This window comes from Mycobacterium sp. IEC1808 (genome assembly GCF_002101935.1).
Lineage (GTDB): Bacteria > Actinomycetota > Actinomycetes > Mycobacteriales > Mycobacteriaceae > Mycobacterium.
Genome location: NZ_LQPV01000018.1, coordinates 1 through 18,650 on the forward strand (window position 1 = coordinate 1; position 18,650 = coordinate 18,650).

General features: G+C 68.4%; 21 protein-coding genes and 1 tRNA gene. 6 read left to right on the forward strand and 16 right to left on the reverse strand.

Translation table 11 applies throughout. The features are described 5' to 3' along the window. Nucleotides 1-554, forward strand: a 554-nt coding sequence (locus tag AWB92_RS11745; protein WP_142282056.1) for an integrase core domain-containing protein, incomplete at its 5' end; no start/stop codon positions are given. Between the two features lie 26 nt (nt 555-580). On the opposite strand, the gene AWB92_RS11750 is transcribed toward AWB92_RS11745, so the two are convergent. From AWB92_RS11750 to AWB92_RS11760, 3 genes are all read right to left on the reverse strand, one after another. Next, entirely contained in the window at nt 581-1,720 is a 1,140-nt protein-coding gene (locus AWB92_RS11750; RefSeq protein ID WP_085185733.1) for an aminoglycoside phosphotransferase family protein, read from the reverse strand. Next, nucleotides 1,717-2,547: a glycosyltransferase family 2 protein gene (locus AWB92_RS11755; RefSeq protein ID WP_081665500.1), complete on the reverse strand. Its 831-nt coding sequence runs from the start codon at nt 2,545-2,547 to the stop codon at nt 1,717-1,719. Before AWB92_RS11755 ends, AWB92_RS11750 begins: the two co-directional genes overlap by 4 nt. A 166-nt stretch (nt 2,548-2,713) precedes the next feature. Continuing rightward, nucleotides 2,714-3,835, reverse strand: a complete 1,122-nt coding sequence (locus AWB92_RS11760; protein WP_085185735.1) for a M20/M25/M40 family metallo-hydrolase — start codon at nt 3,833-3,835, stop codon at nt 2,714-2,716. 144 nt (nt 3,836-3,979) lie between these two features. Here AWB92_RS11760 and AWB92_RS11765 point away from each other — a divergent pair, with 144 nt between their 5' ends. Next, entirely contained in the window at nt 3,980-4,213 is a 234-nt protein-coding gene (locus AWB92_RS11765; RefSeq protein ID WP_085185828.1) for a hypothetical protein, read from the forward strand. Nucleotides 4,214-4,236: 23 nt separating this feature from the next. Here AWB92_RS11765 and AWB92_RS11770 read toward each other — a convergent pair whose 3' ends face one another. The 8 genes from AWB92_RS11770 to AWB92_RS11805 form a co-directional block, all read right to left on the reverse strand. Then, a complete protein-coding gene (locus AWB92_RS11770) occupies nt 4,237-4,812 on the reverse strand; it encodes a hypothetical protein (protein WP_068187669.1) in 576 nt (191 codons plus the stop codon). Then, nucleotides 4,793-6,721, reverse strand: a complete 1,929-nt coding sequence (locus tag AWB92_RS11775) for an alpha/beta hydrolase (RefSeq protein ID WP_085185737.1) — start codon at nt 6,719-6,721, stop codon at nt 4,793-4,795. The genes AWB92_RS11770 and AWB92_RS11775 overlap by 20 nt, the downstream gene beginning before the upstream one ends. A gap of 182 nt (nt 6,722-6,903) precedes the next feature. Further along, nucleotides 6,904-7,122, reverse strand: coding sequence for a hypothetical protein (locus tag AWB92_RS11780; protein WP_142282057.1), 219 nt, complete (start codon nt 7,120-7,122; stop codon nt 6,904-6,906). 83 nt (nt 7,123-7,205) lie between these two features. Further along, nucleotides 7,206-7,281, reverse strand: a tRNA-Ala gene (locus tag AWB92_RS11785). 50 nt (nt 7,282-7,331) lie between these two features. Then, on the reverse strand, nt 7,332-8,345 hold the full coding sequence (gene glpR, locus AWB92_RS11790; protein ID WP_085185741.1) for a gephyrin-like molybdotransferase receptor GlpR: 1,014 nt from the start codon (nt 8,343-8,345) through the stop codon (nt 7,332-7,334). Nucleotides 8,346-8,488: 143 nt separating this feature from the next. Continuing rightward, complete coding sequence (locus AWB92_RS11795) at nt 8,489-9,142, reverse strand: GNAT family protein (RefSeq protein ID WP_085185830.1); 654 nt, start codon at nt 9,140-9,142, stop codon at nt 8,489-8,491. Nucleotides 9,143-9,163: 21 nt separating this feature from the next. Then, a complete protein-coding gene (gene glp, locus AWB92_RS11800; protein WP_068187663.1) occupies nt 9,164-10,444 on the reverse strand; it encodes a gephyrin-like molybdotransferase Glp in 1,281 nt (426 codons plus the stop codon). Between the two features lie 48 nt (nt 10,445-10,492). Beyond that, the gene (locus tag AWB92_RS11805; protein ID WP_085185743.1) at nt 10,493-11,404 is read right to left on the reverse strand and encodes a UTP--glucose-1-phosphate uridylyltransferase; all 912 of its coding nucleotides are present in this window, start codon (nt 11,402-11,404) and stop codon (nt 10,493-10,495) included. A gap of 77 nt (nt 11,405-11,481) precedes the next feature. Here AWB92_RS11805 and AWB92_RS11810 point away from each other — a divergent pair, with 77 nt between their 5' ends. The 4 genes from AWB92_RS11810 to mscL all read left to right on the forward strand — a co-directional run bounded on the left by AWB92_RS11810 (nt 11,482) and on the right by mscL (nt 13,743). Further along, nucleotides 11,482-12,075 (forward strand): 5-formyltetrahydrofolate cyclo-ligase, encoded by a 594-nt coding sequence (locus tag AWB92_RS11810; protein WP_085185745.1) that lies wholly within the window; start codon nt 11,482-11,484, stop codon nt 12,073-12,075. 74 nt (nt 12,076-12,149) lie between these two features. After that, the gene (locus AWB92_RS11815) at nt 12,150-12,476 is read left to right on the forward strand and encodes an FmdB family zinc ribbon protein (RefSeq protein WP_068104226.1); all 327 of its coding nucleotides are present in this window, start codon (nt 12,150-12,152) and stop codon (nt 12,474-12,476) included. A 65-nt stretch (nt 12,477-12,541) separates the two neighbouring features. Continuing rightward, complete coding sequence (locus AWB92_RS11820; RefSeq protein ID WP_085185747.1) at nt 12,542-13,210, forward strand: SAF domain-containing protein; 669 nt, start codon at nt 12,542-12,544, stop codon at nt 13,208-13,210. Nucleotides 13,211-13,275: 65 nt separating this feature from the next. Further along, nucleotides 13,276-13,743, forward strand: a complete 468-nt coding sequence (gene mscL / locus AWB92_RS11825) for a large-conductance mechanosensitive channel protein MscL (protein ID WP_068187652.1) — start codon at nt 13,276-13,278, stop codon at nt 13,741-13,743. A gap of 7 nt (nt 13,744-13,750) precedes the next feature. Here mscL and AWB92_RS11830 read toward each other — a convergent pair whose 3' ends face one another. From AWB92_RS11830 to rpmF, 5 genes are all read right to left on the reverse strand, one after another. Then, the gene (locus tag AWB92_RS11830) at nt 13,751-14,311 is read right to left on the reverse strand and encodes a molybdenum cofactor biosynthesis protein B (RefSeq protein WP_068104220.1); all 561 of its coding nucleotides are present in this window, start codon (nt 14,309-14,311) and stop codon (nt 13,751-13,753) included. After that, a complete protein-coding gene (locus tag AWB92_RS11835) occupies nt 14,311-15,819 on the reverse strand; it encodes a trypsin-like peptidase domain-containing protein (RefSeq protein ID WP_085185749.1) in 1,509 nt (502 codons plus the stop codon). The genes AWB92_RS11830 and AWB92_RS11835 overlap by 1 nt, the downstream gene beginning before the upstream one ends. An 89-nt stretch (nt 15,820-15,908) precedes the next feature. After that, nucleotides 15,909-17,501 (reverse strand): HAMP domain-containing sensor histidine kinase, encoded by a 1,593-nt coding sequence (locus AWB92_RS11840; protein ID WP_085185751.1) that lies wholly within the window; start codon nt 17,499-17,501, stop codon nt 15,909-15,911. Between the two features lie 16 nt (nt 17,502-17,517). Continuing rightward, nucleotides 17,518-18,204 (reverse strand): two-component system response regulator MprA, encoded by a 687-nt coding sequence (mprA, locus tag AWB92_RS11845; protein ID WP_067013606.1) that lies wholly within the window; start codon nt 18,202-18,204, stop codon nt 17,518-17,520. Nucleotides 18,205-18,267: 63 nt separating this feature from the next. After that, nucleotides 18,268-18,441 (reverse strand): 50S ribosomal protein L32, encoded by a 174-nt coding sequence (rpmF, locus tag AWB92_RS11850; protein WP_066942127.1) that lies wholly within the window; start codon nt 18,439-18,441, stop codon nt 18,268-18,270. Nucleotides 18,442-18,650 lie beyond the last annotated feature (209 nt).

Genomic DNA, 18,650 nt, shown 5'->3' on the forward strand with positions numbered 1-18,650 from the left:
GCAAGATCCCTGCCGGCGGCGGTTGGCGCATGCTGGGTCGCAGCGCAGGCAAGCACAACGCCCGGGCCGATCGCAGCACCGGCGTCCTCGACAAGCACTACCGGCCCGTGCGCGGCTATCACTTCCTGCACACCGCTATCGATGCGCACTCGCGGCTGGCCTATAGCGAGCTGCTGACCGATGAGCGCAAAGAGACCGCAGCAGCGTTTTGGCTACGCGCCAACGCCTGGTTCGCACAGTGCGGCATCTGCGTTCGAAAAATATTGACCGACAACGGATCCTGCTATCGATCCTATGTGTTCCGCGACGCTCTTGGCGGGATCGAGCACCGCCGCACCCGACCGTATCGCCCCCAGACGAACGGCAAAGTGGAGAGATTCCACCGCACCCTGGCCGACGAATGGGCCTACGCCCGGCTCTACCGCAGTGACGCTGAACGATGCGCGGAATTCGCCATCTGGCTCCACACCTACAATCACCACCGCGGCCACACCGCACTCGGCGGCCAACCACCCGCCAGCCGCGTACCTAACCTCTCAGGTCAGTACAACTAGCCCACCACTGTCTCCGTTTTGCACCGTCAGCCATCGGTCCGGTTCCTCCGCGCCTGCGGGGCGTCCCCGACGTGCGTTGGCTTTGTCATCGGTACGACGCTCGCCGCGCCTCGGCCCGCGCGGGAACCCACGCTCGGAACATCGAATTCGAGCCACGCGGCGACGGCGTCGAGCACCGGAGCCACGTCGGTGGCCCACCAGGTGTGGTGGTCTGGCGGAGTTTGACGCTTGCGCCATGAGCCGGCAGCATGGCGCAGCCAGGTCAACACGATGGCAATGCGCTCGTCGATGCGCTCACTGTGCTCGATGTCCGCTTCCGCTTCGTCGTGCGCGGCACGCAGCGCCGAACGCTCGCGAACCGAGAGACCGCCCGATCTCAGCCGGTCAGCGACGACCGTGCCCAGATCGGTTCGCTCCACCAGCGAACTCGCCGTCAGGATCATCAGGTACTCGTCGACGAAGGCAGGCTGGCCCGGCCGCGCACCGCCCCAATCCACGATCCCGGTAACCGGGCCGCGAATGCCGGCGACCCGAACGTTGGTGGGCGTGTAGTCGCCGTGCGTCCAACTCACCGGCATGCGCCAGCCGACAAGGGCTTGCCGTAGCACGGTGCCAAGCCGGTTCATGTCGGGAACCCGATGGGGATCCAGTCGCCGGCACGCGTCCGTCAGGGCCGCCAGGGGTTCGACGACCCATCGACGCAATAAGCAGAAGTTGTCGACGACGGCGGGCGTCGCGGTTCCGCGGTGCAGGGGCCCGATGGCTCTCAGGGCCGCCGCGGTCAGCTCCTCGACACGGTTCGGGCGGCGCGCCAGAACCTCGGCCAGGTCTGTCCCACGGCGATAGGACTCGACGGACACGGCCGCATTAGCGCGCTCGTCGAATGCCAGGATCCGCGGTAGCAGTTTGCGCCATTCGTCGTTAAGTCCTTGGTGGACAGCCAGTTCGGCGAGCACGCGCCGCTGCATGCGCAATTTCGCGGCTCTGAGCTGGCCACGCGCCACCTTCAATACCGCCGTCGGGGGTCCCTTCTCGGGACGCAGCAGGACCACAACCGTTTCGCCGACCAGCTCGGCCGGCGGCATGCTCAGCGCGACGTCAATGAAACCGATCGGCAGGTCGTTGACATCAATCAGCCGGTCGGGCGGGCGGGCATTGCCAGTCACGCCGTCACTTCGGCTGACATACCGACAGCCGGTCGCCCTGCAGCCTGGCGTGCCGCCTGGTACAGGTGCCCAGAAACACCCGAGCGGTGGTGACGCAGCACCGTCCGCAGCACGCGGATGCCATCGCGGATGGCATGCAAATTCGACGCTCCGCTGCGCCGGGGCAGTTCCACGCTGGGAACCTCCGCAATTCGCAACCCCGCCTGCATGGCCCGCACCGTCATCTCGGCCTCGATTTCGAAGCCGGTCGCCGAGAGGTGGAGGTGATCGAGATAGCGACGGTCGAAAGCCACGAACCCATAGCAGAGGTCGGTCAAGTTGCCGTGGTACAGCGAGTTGAACACGGAGAGCAAGAACCAGTTGCCGAACCGGCGGAACCACGTGATGTCCAACGACGATCCGCCGCTGATGAACCGCGACCCTTTGACGAAGTCGTAGCCGTTCGCGATGAAATGCACGTAGTGCGGGATCTCGCTAGGCGACATGCTGCCGTCAGCGTCCATCATCACGATGATGTCACCGGTGGCGGCCAGGAACCCCGTGCGCAAGGCGCTGCCTTTACCGGGACCCTGCTGCGGCACGACCCGGATGTCGGGCCGGGATCGGCGCGCGGTGATCAGCGTGACGTCGGTCGAATCGCCGTCGACGATGATGATCTCGGTCGCCTCATCAGCGAGCTGCTCGAGCACCCAGCCGATGTTGCGCGCCTCGTTCCGCACTGGAATGACCAGGCTGACCGTCGGGGCCGAAGGGCTCGATTTCGGGCGAGAGCGAGGACGTCGAGAGAGGGACGTCTGGACTGAGTCTAAGGATGAAACGCTGGTCATCTTCGGGCCGCCAATCTCTATATGAAGTGCTGCGCGTCACCCCCTGGTGCGGGCCGTCGGCGTATACCGGCGATGCACTTGATTGGCGAGTTTACATACCATTGGATTACACCGCAAAAGATTTACTCAACTTTTGGTCTCTGACTTTCGAGCAGGTCCCAGGAGGTCAGGCGTGGCCGTCGGGCTGCAGCACGAAGTCGGCGACGATGTCGGCCATGGCGTCGATGGCGCCCCGAGACGTGACCTCGTACCCGTGCGTGCTCAGCGTCGGCAGGCACAGCAGGGCCGCCCGCGGCGACAGCCCGTTGGCCTTGGAATGGGAGGCGTCCGACTCGAACGCGCCCAGCACCGCGGCCTGCGGCTCCAGCCCCCGGTCGGAGGCGATGGCCATCAGCCGGTCGGCGACGTCCTTGTCGTAGACGCAGAGGGCATCGCTGTAGCCGACGATCGGACCGCCGGTGACGGTGGTGCCGTACTCCCGCTCGGTGGGTCCGACCTCGAGGGCGAGGGTGAGCGTGCCCGGCAGTGAGGCGCTGGCGTAGGAGCCGCCCACCCCGCCGATCTCCTCATTGGTCGTGAACACCAGGTAGACGTCGTCGGCGGGCCGTTGTCCGCGCTCGCGCAGCAATTGCGCCGCGCGCAGCAGCGCGGTCACCGCGGCTCGGTCGTCGAGAAAGTAGCAGCCGACATAGTCCGCGATCTCGACGAGCGTCCGCTTGCTCCGCTCGACGCACACCCGCGTCCCGGGCCGCACGCCCGCGTCGGCAAGCTCCTTTTCGGTGCGGCCGGTGAAGACGTAGACGTGCTCCCAGTCCAGCGCCTGATCACCCGCATCGGGTTTGGTTTGCCAGATCCGCGGGCTCTCCTTGGTGGTGTGCTCGGAGCCGAGCGTCAGCACCGCGGTGAGCGTCTCGTGCTCGCCGAGGACGGCGACCGGGCCGAGTCCGAAGTTCCCGGGATACATGGTGCCCAGTTGCGTCACGTGCAGCGAGCCGTCCGGCTCGATCCGCTTGACCAGCATGGACAGTTCGTCCATGTGCGCCATGACGCGCGTCGCGGTGCTGGGCCCGGCTATTGCGGCCGACCGGTGGGCGGCGTCGTCGGGGGGACCTCCCGCGGCGATGTAGCCGACCAGGTTGCCGGCGTCGTCGGTCCACATGTCGTCGACGACGGGTTCCAGTTCGCGGGCGCAGACGGCTCGGACCTCGTCCTCCTGGCCGCACGGGCCGTAGGTCCACAGAAGTTCTTTCAGCAGGGCTTCGGTCGCATCGGGATCGCGGGGCGCCATCGGGTCCTCTCGCTCGTTGCCGGGTCGACACCTGGATCAGTACCCAAATCGCGCGCCGGCAACGCGGTGGCTGATCGCGGCCCCGCGCGCGGATCCAGGGTCGAAAAGTGGGTATTCGGGTTGCACGGTGCAAAGGAGACCAAAGTGGCGAAAGATCATGGGTCGAGCGTCAAGAACGACAAGCAGTACGAGGGTCTGCGCAAGAAAGGGATGAGCAAGTCCAGGGCGGCGGCGATATCGAATTCGCCCGGCGCCTCCAGCAGGGGCGGCAAGAGTTCGGGCAGCAGCCAAAGCAGCCGTAGCAGCGGTAGCGGCAGCGGTGGTAACCAGTCCCAGAAGAAGGCCGCAGGGCGCAAGGGCGGCAAGAAGTCCAGCTAGCCCGATGACCCGGAGAGCGGAGCTTAGCGGGCGGTCAGCTGGCTCGTGATATCGAGTCCGGCACCCGGGTCGTGGTGGTGGTCGGTGGTGTCCCGGCACTCGCCGTAGAGGATGATTTGCCCGCGGCTGTGGTCCGAGGGCAACAAGCTCATGTTTGCCGTCACACCGTTCTTGTTCAGGGTGGTGCCGTGGTAGTGCTGCCCCGGCGGAGCGCCCTCGCTCCAGCCGTGCGCGACCATCGCGGCGCGGATGTGCTGGAAGTAGGCATCCGGGTCGCCCTGCAGCAGGAACCCGATCGTCACCCTGCCCTGATAGGGCGGATCGCCTTGGTCATTGCAGGAGGCGAAGGAAAACCCGCCGTCGACGCCCTGCAGGTCCGCGGCGGCGACGATCTCTTTGGCCGGCTCGATCACCTGGGCCTTGGTCTGATCGTCCGTCAGCGGGTGGGCGGAATCGTCAAAGGGGTTGGAAGAGCCCGACGAATGCGGTTTCGGAAACACCAGCGAACACCCTCCTAGCAACATGACGGCGACGACTAACGCGGCAAGCCGCGCTTGCCGGGGCCAAATGCGTTGCCGCTCAGTGATGGTGTTGGTCATCGAAGACATGATCATCGGTAACAGTTCCCGGCGCGCGGTCCCACTCCGGGTCGATGACGAGCCCGCCTATGCCCGGTCCGACCGGACCCAGGCCCGGGATGGTGACCTTGCCCGGCTGGTAACGGTGTTGGGCCGTCAGGCCGTCGGATTCCAGCGCGTCACCGTGGCCCGACGTGATGTCGGCCATGCTGTGTAGCGCCTCACTTCCGGGGTGGTAGTAGTCCGAATGGTCGTGCGGGTTAACGCCATCGGAGCCGGGCACCTCGGCCCGGAAGCGCACCGATCCGAATCCGTCGGCCGCGGGGTCGGCGCCCAGGCCGGGGGTCAAGCCGAGCACCTGACCGCCGAGGTTGTCCCGGTTCACGTAGTGGCTCAAGCCATTCAGCTCCCCGAGCATGCCGACCGGATCCGTCGACGCGTCGCCCACGTACACGTGCCCGCCGTCGAGATGGAAGCTCGCGGCGTTGGGCGCCAGGTCGGTGCCCGGGCAACCGATGAGCACCGCGTCGTTGGCGTGCATGTGGCCCAACGCGAACGCGTCGGCGACCGTGGTCGAGCCGTACGAGTGGCCCAGCACGGTGACATGCTGGCCGGCCCCGAGGTGCGTGGCCCACAAACCGTTGACGTCTTGCGCCAGCGCCTGACCGCCGGTCCGCGCCAGCGCCGGGGTGGAAATCCGCTGGACGTCCTTGAAGTCGTTGGGGGCGTCGTATCCCATCCACGCGATCACCGCCGTGGGGTTTCTCGGGTCGGCGGCGTTGGCCTGGCCGTACAGGTTGAGCGCATCGTTGTGGCCGTCGTGCAGCCAGCCACCCTTCACGCTGCTGCTGGTGCCCGGGACGATCACCGCGGTGTTCTTCGCAAGGTCGGGGTTGCCGATCGCGATCGCTGCTCGCCCCTTGCCGCCGAAAGCCATTGGGTCGTAGGCGAATAGGAATACCGGGTTGTGGCCATGGTCGGCGTCGCGATCGAGCCCCTGCTGGGTCTGATCGGCGTTCTGGTAGCGGGTGACGTCGGCGGCCGACAGGCCGTACTTCGCCGGATCGCGCAGCACGTCGGCCGGGGAGACGCCGTTGCGGCCGGCGATGTCGCGAATTCGGTTGAGATCGGCCGTCATCACCGCGATGTTGGCGTCGCTGCGCGCGAGCACCGGGACACCGTTGAGGTTGCCGACCTGATCCGGGTGCTCGGCGATGAGCTGCTGGCGCTCCCCCGGCGTCAACGATGTCCACCACCTGTTCACGTCCTCCGGACTCGTTCCCGGCGGCGGAATCTCGGGTTTGGCGTCCACCGCCTGGAGAACGTTGGGCTCGTAGCCGTCGGCCCGCAGGGTGCCCATCGCTGCATGCAGGTAGGTCGAATAGCCGTCGCGTACCGAATTGATCTGCGTCAGAGCGGATTTGGTGTCGGCGATGGCTTCGTTTTCAAGGTCGGCGATGTGCAGCTCCAAGAGCTTTCTCTCACCCGCGGTGAGGTGGATGTCTTTCTCCGCCTCCACCGCCTGGCCGATCTCGTTGTCGAGCTGCTGCAACTGCCCCTCCAGCGTCGAGATCAGCGCCGCGCCGGTTCGCTGCGCCTCGGCCAACGCGGCAGCGATGTTTTCCAAGCCGGCGCCGATCTTGGGCAGCTGCAACGACTGCGCGCCCAGCGCCGTGGTCACCCGCTGCACCTCGGCGGAGTCGTTGATCGGGTGGTCGCCGTTCTGGTGGTTCCAGGCCGCGTCGAAGCGGCGGCGCGCTTCCTGGAACGAAGCGTCGGACTCAGCGGTGCACCGACCCGCTGCGTGAAACGCCTCCGCCAACTCGGAGATCTGCGCCGGGCGACCGACCTGGAGGCTCTGATTGATCAGCCACGGATCTCCCCCGGCCTCGGCGATCAAGGCCGGCACGCTTATGTAGCGCAGCTGCACCGCACTGCCCGTCCGGAGTACGGAGGATCTGTGTCGACACGCATCGCGATCCCCTTTCCGAGCTGGTGACAACGCTACTACCGCGTCTCCAGTCGGACAGCTCGCCAAAGCGTGCCCGCAGCGGAAATTGGGGCTGGGTAGCGCGGCCCGAAATCGCGCTGACCTGCCCAAATGTGGTGGAGCTAAGCTTTTGCTCCGCCGTCAGTCGGCGCGTCAACGAAGTGATCGGCATCCAACGCCGTGGCGTAATACATCGAAGATATCGACGCGAGCATCGCGACCCTCGAGTAATCGCGTTCAGTCGGTTCCTCGGGCAACGCCTGGGCGACGGCGACAGTCATGTCGGCATACTTTTGGGCAGTCTCGCGCCATTCGCGGATCCTGTCCGAATCAACAGCCATCCTCTTAACCCCTCCCTGCGCACCCGCTGCGGACCGGACCCGCCGGGTGACGCCCATTGAATGACAAAACCGGTGGTCAAACCTGGTGGAGCTAAGGGGATTCGAACCCCTGACCTACTCGATGCGAACGAGTCGCGCTACCAACTGCGCCATAGCCCCTGACCGCTAGCAGGCTACCAGCCGCGCGGCGAACCGCCGAACTGCCGGCGCTACTCGCCGACCGCGCGCGGCAGGTCCCTGGGCCACCCGAAGGTCCGCATGGGCATCGCGTAGTCCAAGTGCTCGAAGATCGGGTCCTCGTCGTCGATCTCGAGCACCACCGCGCCGGGCCGCCGCAGCCGCGAGGGCACCACGTCGTATTCGCGGTCGTATGTGTTCTCCACGCCAAGCCGGGCCCGCGCCATCCGCTGCATCCGGCGGCGTCGCACCCGCTCCTCGATTCGGGTCTGCCGACGCAGGTAGGCGAGGTACAGCACGGTCACCGCGGTCGCGCTTCCGCACACCCACCAGGCCGTCGGCGTCACCTCGAACGCGGCCGTGGCCGAGCCGGTCAGCACGAGGGCCATCACAATCAGCACCCGCTTGCGAAAGGCGTACTTGCGCGCGCTGACCGCGGCTGCGGCTTTGGGGTCGAACCGGCGCCGCCGCGAGGCGCCCGCTGCGACGTACGCCCGCGGATCCTCGTCCTCCTCGCGGTCCGCCTCGGGCTCCAAACCCGAAGAGTCCTCGACGTATTCGTACCGGTCGTCCAGGTCCTCGTCGGTCTCGGAGTGCTCGGCGACGGGCTCGGTCTCGTCGGCGTCGGCGTCCTCGGCGGCCTCGGCGGCCTCGTCCGCCGTGGCCCCCGCCGGCAGCGCACCGGAATCCTCGATGACGTCGACGTCCAGGTAGTCGGGCTCGGCCGCTTCGGTGGCCGCGGCCCGCACGACGACGGGACGCGCCACCTCCTCGGTTTCGGCGTCGTCCTCGTCGTGCTCGGGCTCGGCGAGCTCGTCGTCGACCGCGTCCTCCTCCGGCTTCCAGTCGGGGTCGCTGCGATGGCCCGCGGCGGGCCCACTGCGCCTGACCAGCCGGGAGCCGGCGCCGTTGAGTACCCGGGTGGCCAGCGCGACGTCGCTCGTGCGACGCACGGCGTCGCGTTTGCTGATCAGCATCGGAACAAGGACGAACAGCCAGAGCACCACGAGCGAGATCCACAACAGCGACTGCGGGATGCTTGGCATGATGACTTGCTCCTTACTGGACCCGACCCCCGCGAGGCTCGTCTGTGGCCGATGCGGCTGGGCCGAGGTGACCAGCACAATTACACACCTGTAATTTGCCTCTCACAAGCACCACATGTCACTCGTGTCGCGATAGCCACAGTTCACGCCCAACTCGCGTGACCGGAGCGGACCAGGGTCGCCGCGACCGACCCCTGCACCTCTTCGACCGTGATGGCCATCAGCAGGTGGTCGCGCCAGGCCCGGTCCACCTCGAGGTAGCGGCGCAGCAGCCCCTCCTCGCGGAACCCCACCTTTGCCAGCACGGCCCGGCTCGCGGCGTTCTCGGGACGCACGGTCGCCTCGACGCGATGCAGCATGACCGGGCCGAAGCAGTGGTCCAGGCCCAGCGCCAACGCCGCCGTCGCCACCCCACCGCCGGTGGCCGACCTGGGCACCCAGTAGCCGATCCAGGCCGACCGCAACGCCCCGTGGGTCACATTGCCGATGGTCAGCTGCCCGCAGAAACGCCCGTCGAGCTCGATCACATAGGGCAGCATGCGGCCCTTGCGGGCCTCCGCGCGCAGCCCGGAACACAACGCCGGCCACGCCGCGACCGTGTGCCGGATCGTCCAGTCGCCATCCGTGCTGGGCTCCCACGGCTCCAGATGCGCGCGGTCGGCCAACCGGATCCGGCTCCACTGCGCGCCGTCGCGCATGCGCACCGCACGCAACCGGACGACACCACCCGGGACCCGCAGCGGCCCCACATCCAAGGGCCAACCCGGGTGCCGGGGATTCGCACGCAACAGGTTCACGAGCATGTGCAGTAGCTTCGCCTAGCCGCGCTGGGCCAGGAACGCGACGTCCACGATCTCGCCGGTGCGGATCTGCTCGGCGCCGCTGGGAACCACGACCAAACAGTTCGCCTCGGCGAGGGTGGCCAACAGGTGCGACGACGACCCCGGTGCCCCGCCCAGTGCCTGTACCAAATACTCACCGCTGTCCTGGTCCCGCATCAACTGCCCGCGAAGGTACCCCTTGCGCCCGGCGACCGACGTGATCGGCGAGAGCGCGCGGGCCTGCACGATGCGGCGCATCGGCTGGCGCTTGCCCAGCGACAACCGGATCAGCGGCCGGACCATCACTTCGAAGACCACCAGCGCGCTGACGGGGTTGGCCGGCAGCAGGAATGTCGGAACACCCTCGCGGCCCAACTGCCCGAAACCCTGCACGGAGCCCGGGTGCATGGCCACCCGGACCACTTCCATCTCGCCGAGCTCGGACAGCACCGACCGCACCGACTCGTTGGCCGCGCCCCCGACCGCGCCGGCGATCACCACGACCTCGGAGCGGTTGAGCTGACCTTCGACGACCTCGCGCAGCTCTTTCGGGTCGTTGCTGACGATGCCGACGCGGTTGACCTCGGCGCCGGCGTCGCGGCCCGCCGCCGCCAGCGAATAGGAGTTGACGTCGTAGACCTGCCCGTTGCCCGGGGTGCGGGAGATGTCGACCAGCTCGCCACCCACCGCGATGACCGACAGGCGCGGACGCGGATGCACGAGCACCCGTTCCCGTCCCACCGCCGCCAGCAGACCGACCTGCGCGGCGCCGACTATGGTGCCGGAGCGCACGGCGACGTCGCCGGGCTGGACGTCGTCGCCGGCGCGGCGCACGTAGGCGCCCGACGGGGCTCCACGCAGGATCCGCACCCGCGACATCCCGCCGTCGGTCCATCGCACCGGCAGGACGGCGTCGGCCAGGGTGGGCAGCGGGGCCCCGGTCTGCACCCGGACCGCCTGCCGCGGCTGCAGCCGGCTTGGCGTGCGCGAGCCGGCCTCGATCGTCCCCATCACCGGCAACACCAGCCCGTCGCGCAGGTCCTCATCGTCCGAGGGCCCGCCGAGGCTTTCGGCGCCCACCTCACCGACCCCCAGCACGTCGACGCTGCGCACCGCGTAACCGTCGATGGCGGCCTGATCGAACCCGGGCATGGGCCGCTCGGTCACCACTTCCTCTGCGCACATCAAACCCTGGGCCTCGGCAATGGCGACCCGGATCGGCCGCGGGGCCACCGCGGCGGCCGTTATCCGGGCCTGCTGCTCCTCAACAGAACGCACGAGCGCGCCTCTCTGACCTTGGCGGGCGGCGACCTTGATGGCGCCCGGCTACTGCTCGGTCAGGCCTAACCGCGCCACCAACCATCGCCGCAAATCCGGGCCATAGTCGTCACGATCCAATGCAAAGTCAACCGCAGCCTTGAGGTAGCCGCCGGGATTTCCCAAGTCGTGTCGGGATCCGCGATGCACGACGACATGCACCGGGTGGCCCTCCTTGATCAGCAGCGCGATCGCGTCGGTGAGCTGTACTTCGTTTCCCGCGCCGCGGTCGATGCGGTGCAGCGCGTCGAAAACGGCGCGGTCGAGCACGTACCGGCCCGCCGCCGCGTACATCGACGGGGCGTCGGAGGCCTTGGGCTTTTCGACCATGCCCTTGACCCGCAGCACGTCCGGATTGTCGCCGCCCGCAACGGGTTCGACGTCGAAAACGCCGTAGGAGCTGATCTCTTCCGGTGTCACTTCGATCGCGCACAGCACCGTGCCGCCGTGGTCGGCGCGCACCTTCGCCATCGTCTCCAGGACGCCGGTCGGCAGCACCAGGTCGTCGGGCAGCAGCACCATGACGGCGTCCTCGTCCGCCGCCAGCCTTGGCTCCACGCAGCTGATGGCGTGCCCCAGCCCGAGCGGCTCGGCCTGCACCACGGACTCCACCTTGATCAGCTGCGGCGCCCGGCGCACCTTGTCGAGCATGGCCTTCTTGCCGCGCGCCTCGAGGGTTCCCTCCAGCACCAGGTCCTCGACGAAGTGCGCGACGACGCCGTCCTTGCCCTCGGAAGTGATGATCACCAGGCGTTCCGCCCCGGCCGCGGCCGCCTCCTCGGCGACCAGCTCGATGCCGGGAGTGTCGACGACGGGCAGCAGCTCCTTGGGCACCGTCTTCGTCGCAGGCAAAAATCGCGTACCCAGGCCGGCCGCAGGGACGATCGCCGTGAATGGGATCGGAACATCCGGGCGTGACATTGTTCAAACCATAACCCCCAGGAGGCACGCCACCGCGATGTGGCGGCGCGAAACCCCGGCCTGTCATGGTTGAGGGCATGCCAACCGCGACCAAGGCCGCGTTGCGCGAACGCCTGCTGGCGGCCCGGCGTTGCGTCGCCGACGACGTTCGCGCCGCCGAGGCGCGCGCGCTGCGCGAGCACCTGGAGCCGGTGGTCGAGGGCGGGACCACGGTCTGCGCGTACGTGCCGGTGGGCACCGAGCCGGGGTCGACCGAGCTGCTTGAGCCGTTGCTGCGTCGGTCGGCGCGGGTGCTGTTGCCGGTCGCGCGCACCGGCTCGGATAAGGCACCGTTGCCGCTGCGGTGGGGTGAATACCGGCCGGGCGCGCTGGTCCCCGGGCCGTGGGGGCTGCTCGAGCCGGCCGGGCCGCTGTTGGCGGCGCCGGCCCTGGCCGAGGCCGCCCTGGTGATCGTGCCGGCGCTGGCGGTCGACCGTCGCGGCGTGCGGCTGGGCCGGGGCCGCGGCTTTTACGACCGCTCGCTGGGCCTGCGAAACCCGCAGGCGCGGCTGATCGCGGTGGTGCGCGACGCCGAATTCGTCGACGAGCTGCCCGCCGAACCGCACGACGTGCCGATGACGCACGCGCTGACACCGGAGCGGGGCCTGATCGCGCTTCCCGAGCGGGAATGATCGCGATCACGTGGCGGTTCTAGCACTTGAGACGGTAGAGTGCTAATCCAACCCGTAATCATTCGGAGGTTTTCGTGCCGACATACAGCTACGCGTGCACCCAGTGCGACGACCGCTTCGACGTCGTGCAGGCCTTCACCGACGACGCGCTGACCACGTGCGAGAAGTGCCAGGGCCGGCTGCGCAAGTTGTTCAACTCCGTCGGCGTGGTGTTCAAGGGCAGCGGTTTTTACCGCACCGACAGCCGCGAGGACCGCAAGAAGTCGACGAGCTCGTCCAACGGCTCCGGCGAAGCGGCGTCGAGTTCGGGCTCGAGCGAGAAGAACGGGTCCGACAAGAGCACGTCGAGCGACAAGTCGTCCAGCAGCGCCGCCCCGGCCACCGCGGGCGCCTCGAGCTAACCGGTTATCCACAGCGCCACCACCGACCGGAACGCTCGGCGCTCGGCCGCGCCTACCGTTGCGGCGTGGGCGAATCCTCGCTGAACCCCAACGTTTTCAGGCGCCTGTCGGCGTCGTTATGCCCCGACTGGACGCGCACCGTGGTGGCCCGGCGGGTGGCCGCCGGAGGACTCGTCGTGCTGGCCGGCGTCGCGACCCTGCGGTCCAATCCCGACGGCGATTACGCCGAGGTGGTGGTGGCGGCCCGCGACCTGGCCCCGGGCGCCGCATTGACCACCGATGATGTCCTGATCGAAAAGCGTTCGGCCACAACGGTTCCCGACGGATCGAAGGCGGACCTCGCCGCGGTCGTCGGTTCGACGCTGGCCAGCCCCACCCGGCGCGGCGAGGTGCTCACCGACGTCCGGCTGCTCGGCAGCCGGCTGGCCGAGTCGACGGCCGGGCCCGGCGCCCGCATCGTGCCGCTGCACCTCGCGGACGGCGCCCTGCTCGACCTGGTCCGCGTCGGCGACGTCGTGGACGTGCTGGCCGCCCCCGCCACCGACCCACCCGCGGCCGGTCCGCCGGCGAGCAGGGTGGTGGCCACCGACGCCGTCATCGTCGTCGTGTCGGCCAAGCAGAAGGGCCAGGCCGCCGACGCCGACCGCGTAGTGTTGGTTGCGCTGCCGGCTCGCGTGGCGAATACGGTGGCAGGCTCGACGCTGGGTCAGACGGTGACGCTCACCCTGCATTGAGTATCTGGCCGCTGTTGGGCACGTGACCGATAGCAAACTCGGTCCAGACCAGAAAGGGCGTCCTCATGCTCAAGGGGTTCAAGGAGTTTCTCTCGCGGGGCAATATCGTCGACCTGGCGGTCGCGGTCGTTATCGGTACTGCCTTCACTGGATTGGTCACCAAGTTCACGGAGAGCATCATCACGCCGCTGATCAATCGGGTCGGGGTCAATCAGCAGTCCAACGTCGGCGCCCTGAAGATCGGCATCGGCGGCGGCCAGACGATCGACCTGAACATCCTGCTGTCCGCCGCGATCAACTTCGTCCTGATCGCGGCCGTCGTGTACTTCTTCGTCGTGCTCCCCTACAACACGCTGCTCAAGCGCGGCGAGGTCGAGCAGGCGGACGACGCGCAGGTCATCCTGCTCACCGAGATCCGCGACCTGCTGGCGCAAACCACCAACGGCGACTCATCGTCCGGTAGGCACGGGGGCTCTGTGGCCACGACACCGCCGCCGGAATACGGCCCGCGTGCGGAGGCCGAATCGCGCTGACCCGACCTTAAATCTCGAGGCTCGACAGCTGGCCGATGATCTGGGCGGCGAGCGGATTCAGCGTCGCCATCCCGTCACGCACCGCGTAGCGGGAACCCGCGAGGTTGACCACAAGTGTGCTCCCCGACACTCCGGCCAGACCCCGGGACAACCCGGCGTCGGTGATGCCCGCGGACAGCCCGGAGGCGCGGATGGCCTCGGCGATGCCCAGGATTTCCCGGTCCAGGATCTCGCGGGTGGCCTCGGGCGTGACATCCCGCGGGGTGACGCCCGTCCCGCCGACAGAGACCACCAGGTCCACGCCGCCGATCACCGCGGTGTTCAGCGCGTTGCGGATCTCGACCTCGTCGGCAGCGACCGCCACGACGCCGTCGACGACGAACCCCGCCTCGGTCAGCAGCTCGGTGACGAGCGGCCCGCTGTGGTCCTCCTCGTCCCCGTGGGCGGTGCGATCGTCGACGACCACGACCAGCGCCCGGCCCACTACCAACTCCGCACCCGCTTCCATGGGTGCAACGGTATATCCGAGCTCCGACAGGCCGGCCGCCGAGGGCTCATCGACTCTCATTACTGATCCGCCTTGCCGAGGGTGACCTGCACGGTGCGACTGCCGCCGCCGGGATCCTGAAACGTCAGCGATACCTTGTCGCCCGGCGCTTTTGACCGCACGGCGGCGACCAGCGCGTCGGCGCTGTTGATCGGGCGGTCGTCGACCTTGGTGACCACCACACCCTTGGGCACTCCGGCCGTCGCGGCCGCGCCGTTCGCGATGACGTCGACGACCTTGGCACCCGGGGTGCCCTTGTCGCTGGTCACCTGCACACCCAGCGAGGCGTGCGTCGCCTTGCCGGTCGCGATCAACTCGTCGGCGATGCGCTTGGCCTGGTCGACCGGGATCGCGAAGCCGAGGCCGATCGACCCGCTCTGGGAATCCGGCGAATCGGCGCCCAGGGTGGCGATCGCCGAGTTGACGCCGACCAGCTGACCCTGCATGTTGACCAGCGCGCCCCCCGAGTTACCGGGGTTGATCGCGGCGTCGGTCTGAATCGCGTCCAGCACGGTGTTCTGGTTGCCCGACTCGCCCGTCGTGGACACCGGCCGGTTCATCGCGCTGATGATCCCTGTGGTCACGGTGCCCGACAGCCCCAGCGGTGACCCGATCGCCACCACCGGCTGGCCCACCCGCAGGTCCGACGAGGAACCCATCGTGATCGGCGTGAGGTTCGAGACGCCCTGCACCCGGATCACGGCGATGTCGCTGGTGGGGTCCGCACCGACCACCGAGAACGGCGCGGTGCGGCCGTCGGAGAAGGTCACGGTCGTCTTCGGTGGCGGAGCGCCCGGCGGCGCACCCGGCGGTCCACCCGGACCGCCCGGCTTGACCGCGGCCGCGACCACGTGGTTGTTGGTCAAAATCAGCCCGTCGGCCGACAGCACGACGCCGGAGCCCTCCTCGGACTGCCGGCCCATGTCGGTCTCCAACATCACGACGCTGGGCACCACCTTGGCGGCGACCTGTTCGACGCTCCCCGGCGGCATGTTCGCGGCCGGGACACTGGGAGCGCCCGCGAATATCCTGCCTCCGTTATTGCCCGCGGAGTGCGTGCTCAGCTCGACGGCCGTGGCCGCGGCACCACCGATACCGGCCGACACCACCGCGATCGCCAGCGCGCCCGCGGTCAATAGCCCTGCGCGGGAACGCTTCTGGGGAACCGGCGGGGGCCCCGGGGGCATCGGTGGCAGCATGTGAATCGGCCCGGTGCCGGTGCCCGGCGGAATGGACCCCGCCCCGGTGCCCCCGGGGATCGGGCCCGGCCCGGTGCCCCCGGTGAGCGGAACCGGCCCGGTACCGCCGGGAACCCGGCCCGGCCCGGTGCCGGTGAACGGCTCGTAGGGCCGGCGGTACTGCGCGGTCGGCTGCGACGGCTGGGCAGGTTGGGACGGCTGGTAGCGCCAGTCGAACTGCTGGTTGTACGGCTGCTGCCCCTGGGCATACGCGGGGGGCAGAGGCTGATTAGGCCCCGTACGGTATCCCGGCTGCTGCGGCGGTGGCGAATACCTCGGGTCATTCGTCATGTCGCTACGTCGCTCTTCCTCTATCTCGGCGTTATCGGCGTTCGGGCTCTTCGGCTCGACGTGGCTAGGTTCCAACCCTAGCCGCACAACTACCTTGCCCGCGCGGACTGAGAGTCCACTGAGATAACGTTCGCCGAATCCCGAGAGTTCTCCGCCCTCCTCGCGACCGGCACGGCCGGTTCTGTCTCGGCTTCCGCACCGAGATTCGCTTCCGCACCGAGATTTGCTTCCGCACCAAGAACCGAAGTGTCGGCATCGGCCGGCGGGTATCCCGAAACCGGCACCGGGCGGCCGGGAAGCAGCACATAGATGGATGTGCCCGGGGGTTGGCCTCCCGGCACGGTGTCCTCGACGCGGAGCAACCCGCCGTGGCTCTGCACCACCTTCTTGACGATCGCCAGCCCCAGACCCGAGCCCGGCATCGCCCGCGCCGTCGTCGACCGGTAGAAGCGCTCGAACACCAGGCGGCGCTCGTGCACCGGGATGCCGGGGCCCTCGTCGGAGACCACCAGCTCGGCGTGCGTCGGGTCGAGTTGCCTCAGCCTGACGCCGACGTGCCCGCCGGAGGGGCTCCATTTGGCCGCGTTGTCCATCAGGTTCAGCACCGCGCGCGACAGCCCCGCGGCGTCGCCGTAGACCTGCCAGCCGATCGCCTCGACGTCGAAGCGAATGTCGTTGCGCCGCCGCCTGACTCGTTCGAGGCTGCGATCGATCACCTCGGACATGTCGACGACCTCGTGTACCACCTGACTGGCGTCGTCGCGCGTGAGGTCGACCAAATCGCCCACCAGCGTGGACAATTCCTCGATCTGCGCGATCACGTCCGCGCGCAGGTCGACCATCTCCTGGTCGGGCAGCCGCGGCGCCCCCGGTTCCATCGAGGCCATCAGCAGCTCGACGTTGGTGCGCAGCGAGGTCAGCGGGGTGCGCAATTCGTGGCCGGCGTCGGTGACCAGCCGCGCCTGCCGCTCCCGCGATTCGGCCAGCGCCCGCAGCATCAAGTTGAAAGCCTCTGTGAGCCTTGCCAATTCGTCGCTGCCGAACACCGGGATGGGCCGCAGGTCGTCGGTGCGCGCCACCCGCTCGGCGGCTTCGGTCAGCCGGGCCACCGGACGCAGTCCGGCGCGGGTGACCATGCCCCCGGCCACCGCCGCGACCGCGACGCCGACGCCGCCGACCATCAGCAGCACCCAGCGCAGCTTGGTCATGACCGCCTCGGTGGGCTTGAGGCTCTTGGAGATCAGCAGTGAACTGCCGTTGGGCAGGTGGATGGCCAGGATTCGCTGGTCCGAGGCGGTGCGGCGGGACATGAACAGCTCACCGTTGATCACGGCCTTCTCGGCGGTTCCGACGGGCAGGATCTGGCCCGGCTGGTTGGCGGTGTAGATGGACCGGCCCGGGTTCACCAGCATGGCGTTGACGTCCGAGTACGCGGTGCCCTCGATGGCCTTGCCGGGGTCGGCGGCCAGCGAGCCGCTGGCGATCAGCAGCTGCGCCCGGCTCTGCAGTTGGTTGTCGATGTCGTTGTAGAGCGCGGCCGAGATCACGGCGTACACGGCGAACGACATCAGCACGACGACCATCGCGACCATCGACATCGCCAGCAGCATCACCCGCCACCGCAGCGACAAGGAGCTGGTGGGGCGCAGCGGTGCGCGCCGGTGCCGACGAAGCCGGATCATCGTTGGTGCTGGCTCATCACGGTGGCGTCTCCCGAAGGACGTATCCCACCCCTCGGACAGTATGGATCAGTCGCGGCTCACCGTCGGCTTCCGTTTTGCGGCGCAGGTAGCCGACGTAGACCTCCAGCGCGTTGCCCGAGGTGGGAAAGTCGAATCCCCAGACCTCCTCGAGGATGCGGCTGCGGGTGAGCACCCGGCGCGGGTTGGCGATCAGCATTTCCAGCAACGCGAACTCGGTGCGGGTCAGGCTGATGCAGCGCTGCCCGCGGGTGACCTCGCGGGTCACCGGGTCCAGGCTCAGGTCGGAGAACGTCATGGCCACCGACTCGGCGGCATCGTCGGGCTTGGTGCGTCGCAGCAGCGCCCGCATGCGGGCCAGCAGCTCTTCGAGCGCGAACGGCTTCGGCAGGTAGTCATCGGCGCCGGCGTCCAGGCCCGCGACCCGCTCGGAAACCGAATCGCGGGCGGTGAGCACCAGGATCGGCAGGTCGTCTCCGGTGCTGCGGAGCTGGCGGCATACCTCGAGGCCGTCCAGACGCGGCATCATCACATCCAGGACGAGGGCGTCGGGCCGGTCGCTGGCGATCATGTCGAGGGCCTCGACCCCGTCGTGGGCGAGCTCTACCGAATAGCCATTGAACGAAAGCGACCTGCGCAGCGACTCGCGCACCGCGCGATCGTCGTCGACGACAAGTATGCGCACGGCCACTAGTTTCGTCCTAGCGCCTGAGAGCGGGCTGAGAGGCGCGCCGGGTAGTTGCCGAGATTAGCGCTTGTCGAGATCGATGAGGCCGAGGCGGGCCGCCTTGAGTAGCCGGCGGGGCACCTTGTGCTTCTGGCCTGCGACGTTCACGCCGACGAGTTCGGTCTTCGTGGCCTTCCACTGCGAGCGCCGGCTTCGGGTATTCGCGCGCGACATCCTGCGCTTGGGTGTGGCCATGGTCGGGCCTAACTCCTCGTTCGGGCTTGCTGGGGCATGTCGCGGGGCGTGGCCGGTGGGGCCGAACGTGCGACGATTGCCTATCAGGATAGTCGGTGGCCTGCTGGTCGCCAAAACGGCGCCCGCCGTCGACCGGGCGTCCTTGACGCGGCACCGCGGGTACCCGCTAACCTACCGAGTGGTTGGTTGGTTCGCGGTCACCGGTATGC

Excerpts from the sequence above, each read along its gene's own strand:
- AWB92_RS11755 (WP_081665500.1), bottom strand. The coding sequence starts at position 2,547 with ATGACCAGCGTTTCATCCTTAGACTCAGTCCAGACGTCCCTCTCTCGA.
- AWB92_RS11760 (WP_085185735.1), bottom strand. The coding sequence starts at position 3,835 with ATGGCGCCCCGCGATCCCGATGCGACCGAAGCCCTGCTGAAAGAACTT.
- AWB92_RS11770 (WP_068187669.1), bottom strand. The coding sequence starts at position 4,812 with ATGACCAACACCATCACTGAGCGGCAACGCATTTGGCCCCGGCAAGCG.
- AWB92_RS11780 (WP_142282057.1), bottom strand. The coding sequence starts at position 7,122 with ATGGCTGTTGATTCGGACAGGATCCGCGAATGGCGCGAGACTGCCCAA.
- glpR (WP_085185741.1), bottom strand. The coding sequence starts at position 8,345 with ATGCCAAGCATCCCGCAGTCGCTGTTGTGGATCTCGCTCGTGGTGCTC.
- AWB92_RS11805 (WP_085185743.1), bottom strand. The coding sequence starts at position 11,404 with ATGTCACGCCCGGATGTTCCGATCCCATTCACGGCGATCGTCCCTGCG.
- AWB92_RS11810 (WP_085185745.1), top strand. The coding sequence starts at position 11,482 with ATGCCAACCGCGACCAAGGCCGCGTTGCGCGAACGCCTGCTGGCGGCC.
- mscL (WP_068187652.1), top strand. The coding sequence starts at position 13,276 with ATGCTCAAGGGGTTCAAGGAGTTTCTCTCGCGGGGCAATATCGTCGAC.
- AWB92_RS11830 (WP_068104220.1), bottom strand. The coding sequence starts at position 14,311 with ATGAGAGTCGATGAGCCCTCGGCGGCCGGCCTGTCGGAGCTCGGATAT.
- AWB92_RS11835 (WP_085185749.1), bottom strand. The coding sequence starts at position 15,819 with ATGACGAATGACCCGAGGTATTCGCCACCGCCGCAGCAGCCGGGATAC.
- AWB92_RS11840 (WP_085185751.1), bottom strand. The coding sequence starts at position 17,501 with ATGATCCGGCTTCGTCGGCACCGGCGCGCACCGCTGCGCCCCACCAGC.
- rpmF (WP_066942127.1), bottom strand. The coding sequence starts at position 18,441 with ATGGCCACACCCAAGCGCAGGATGTCGCGCGCGAATACCCGAAGCCGG.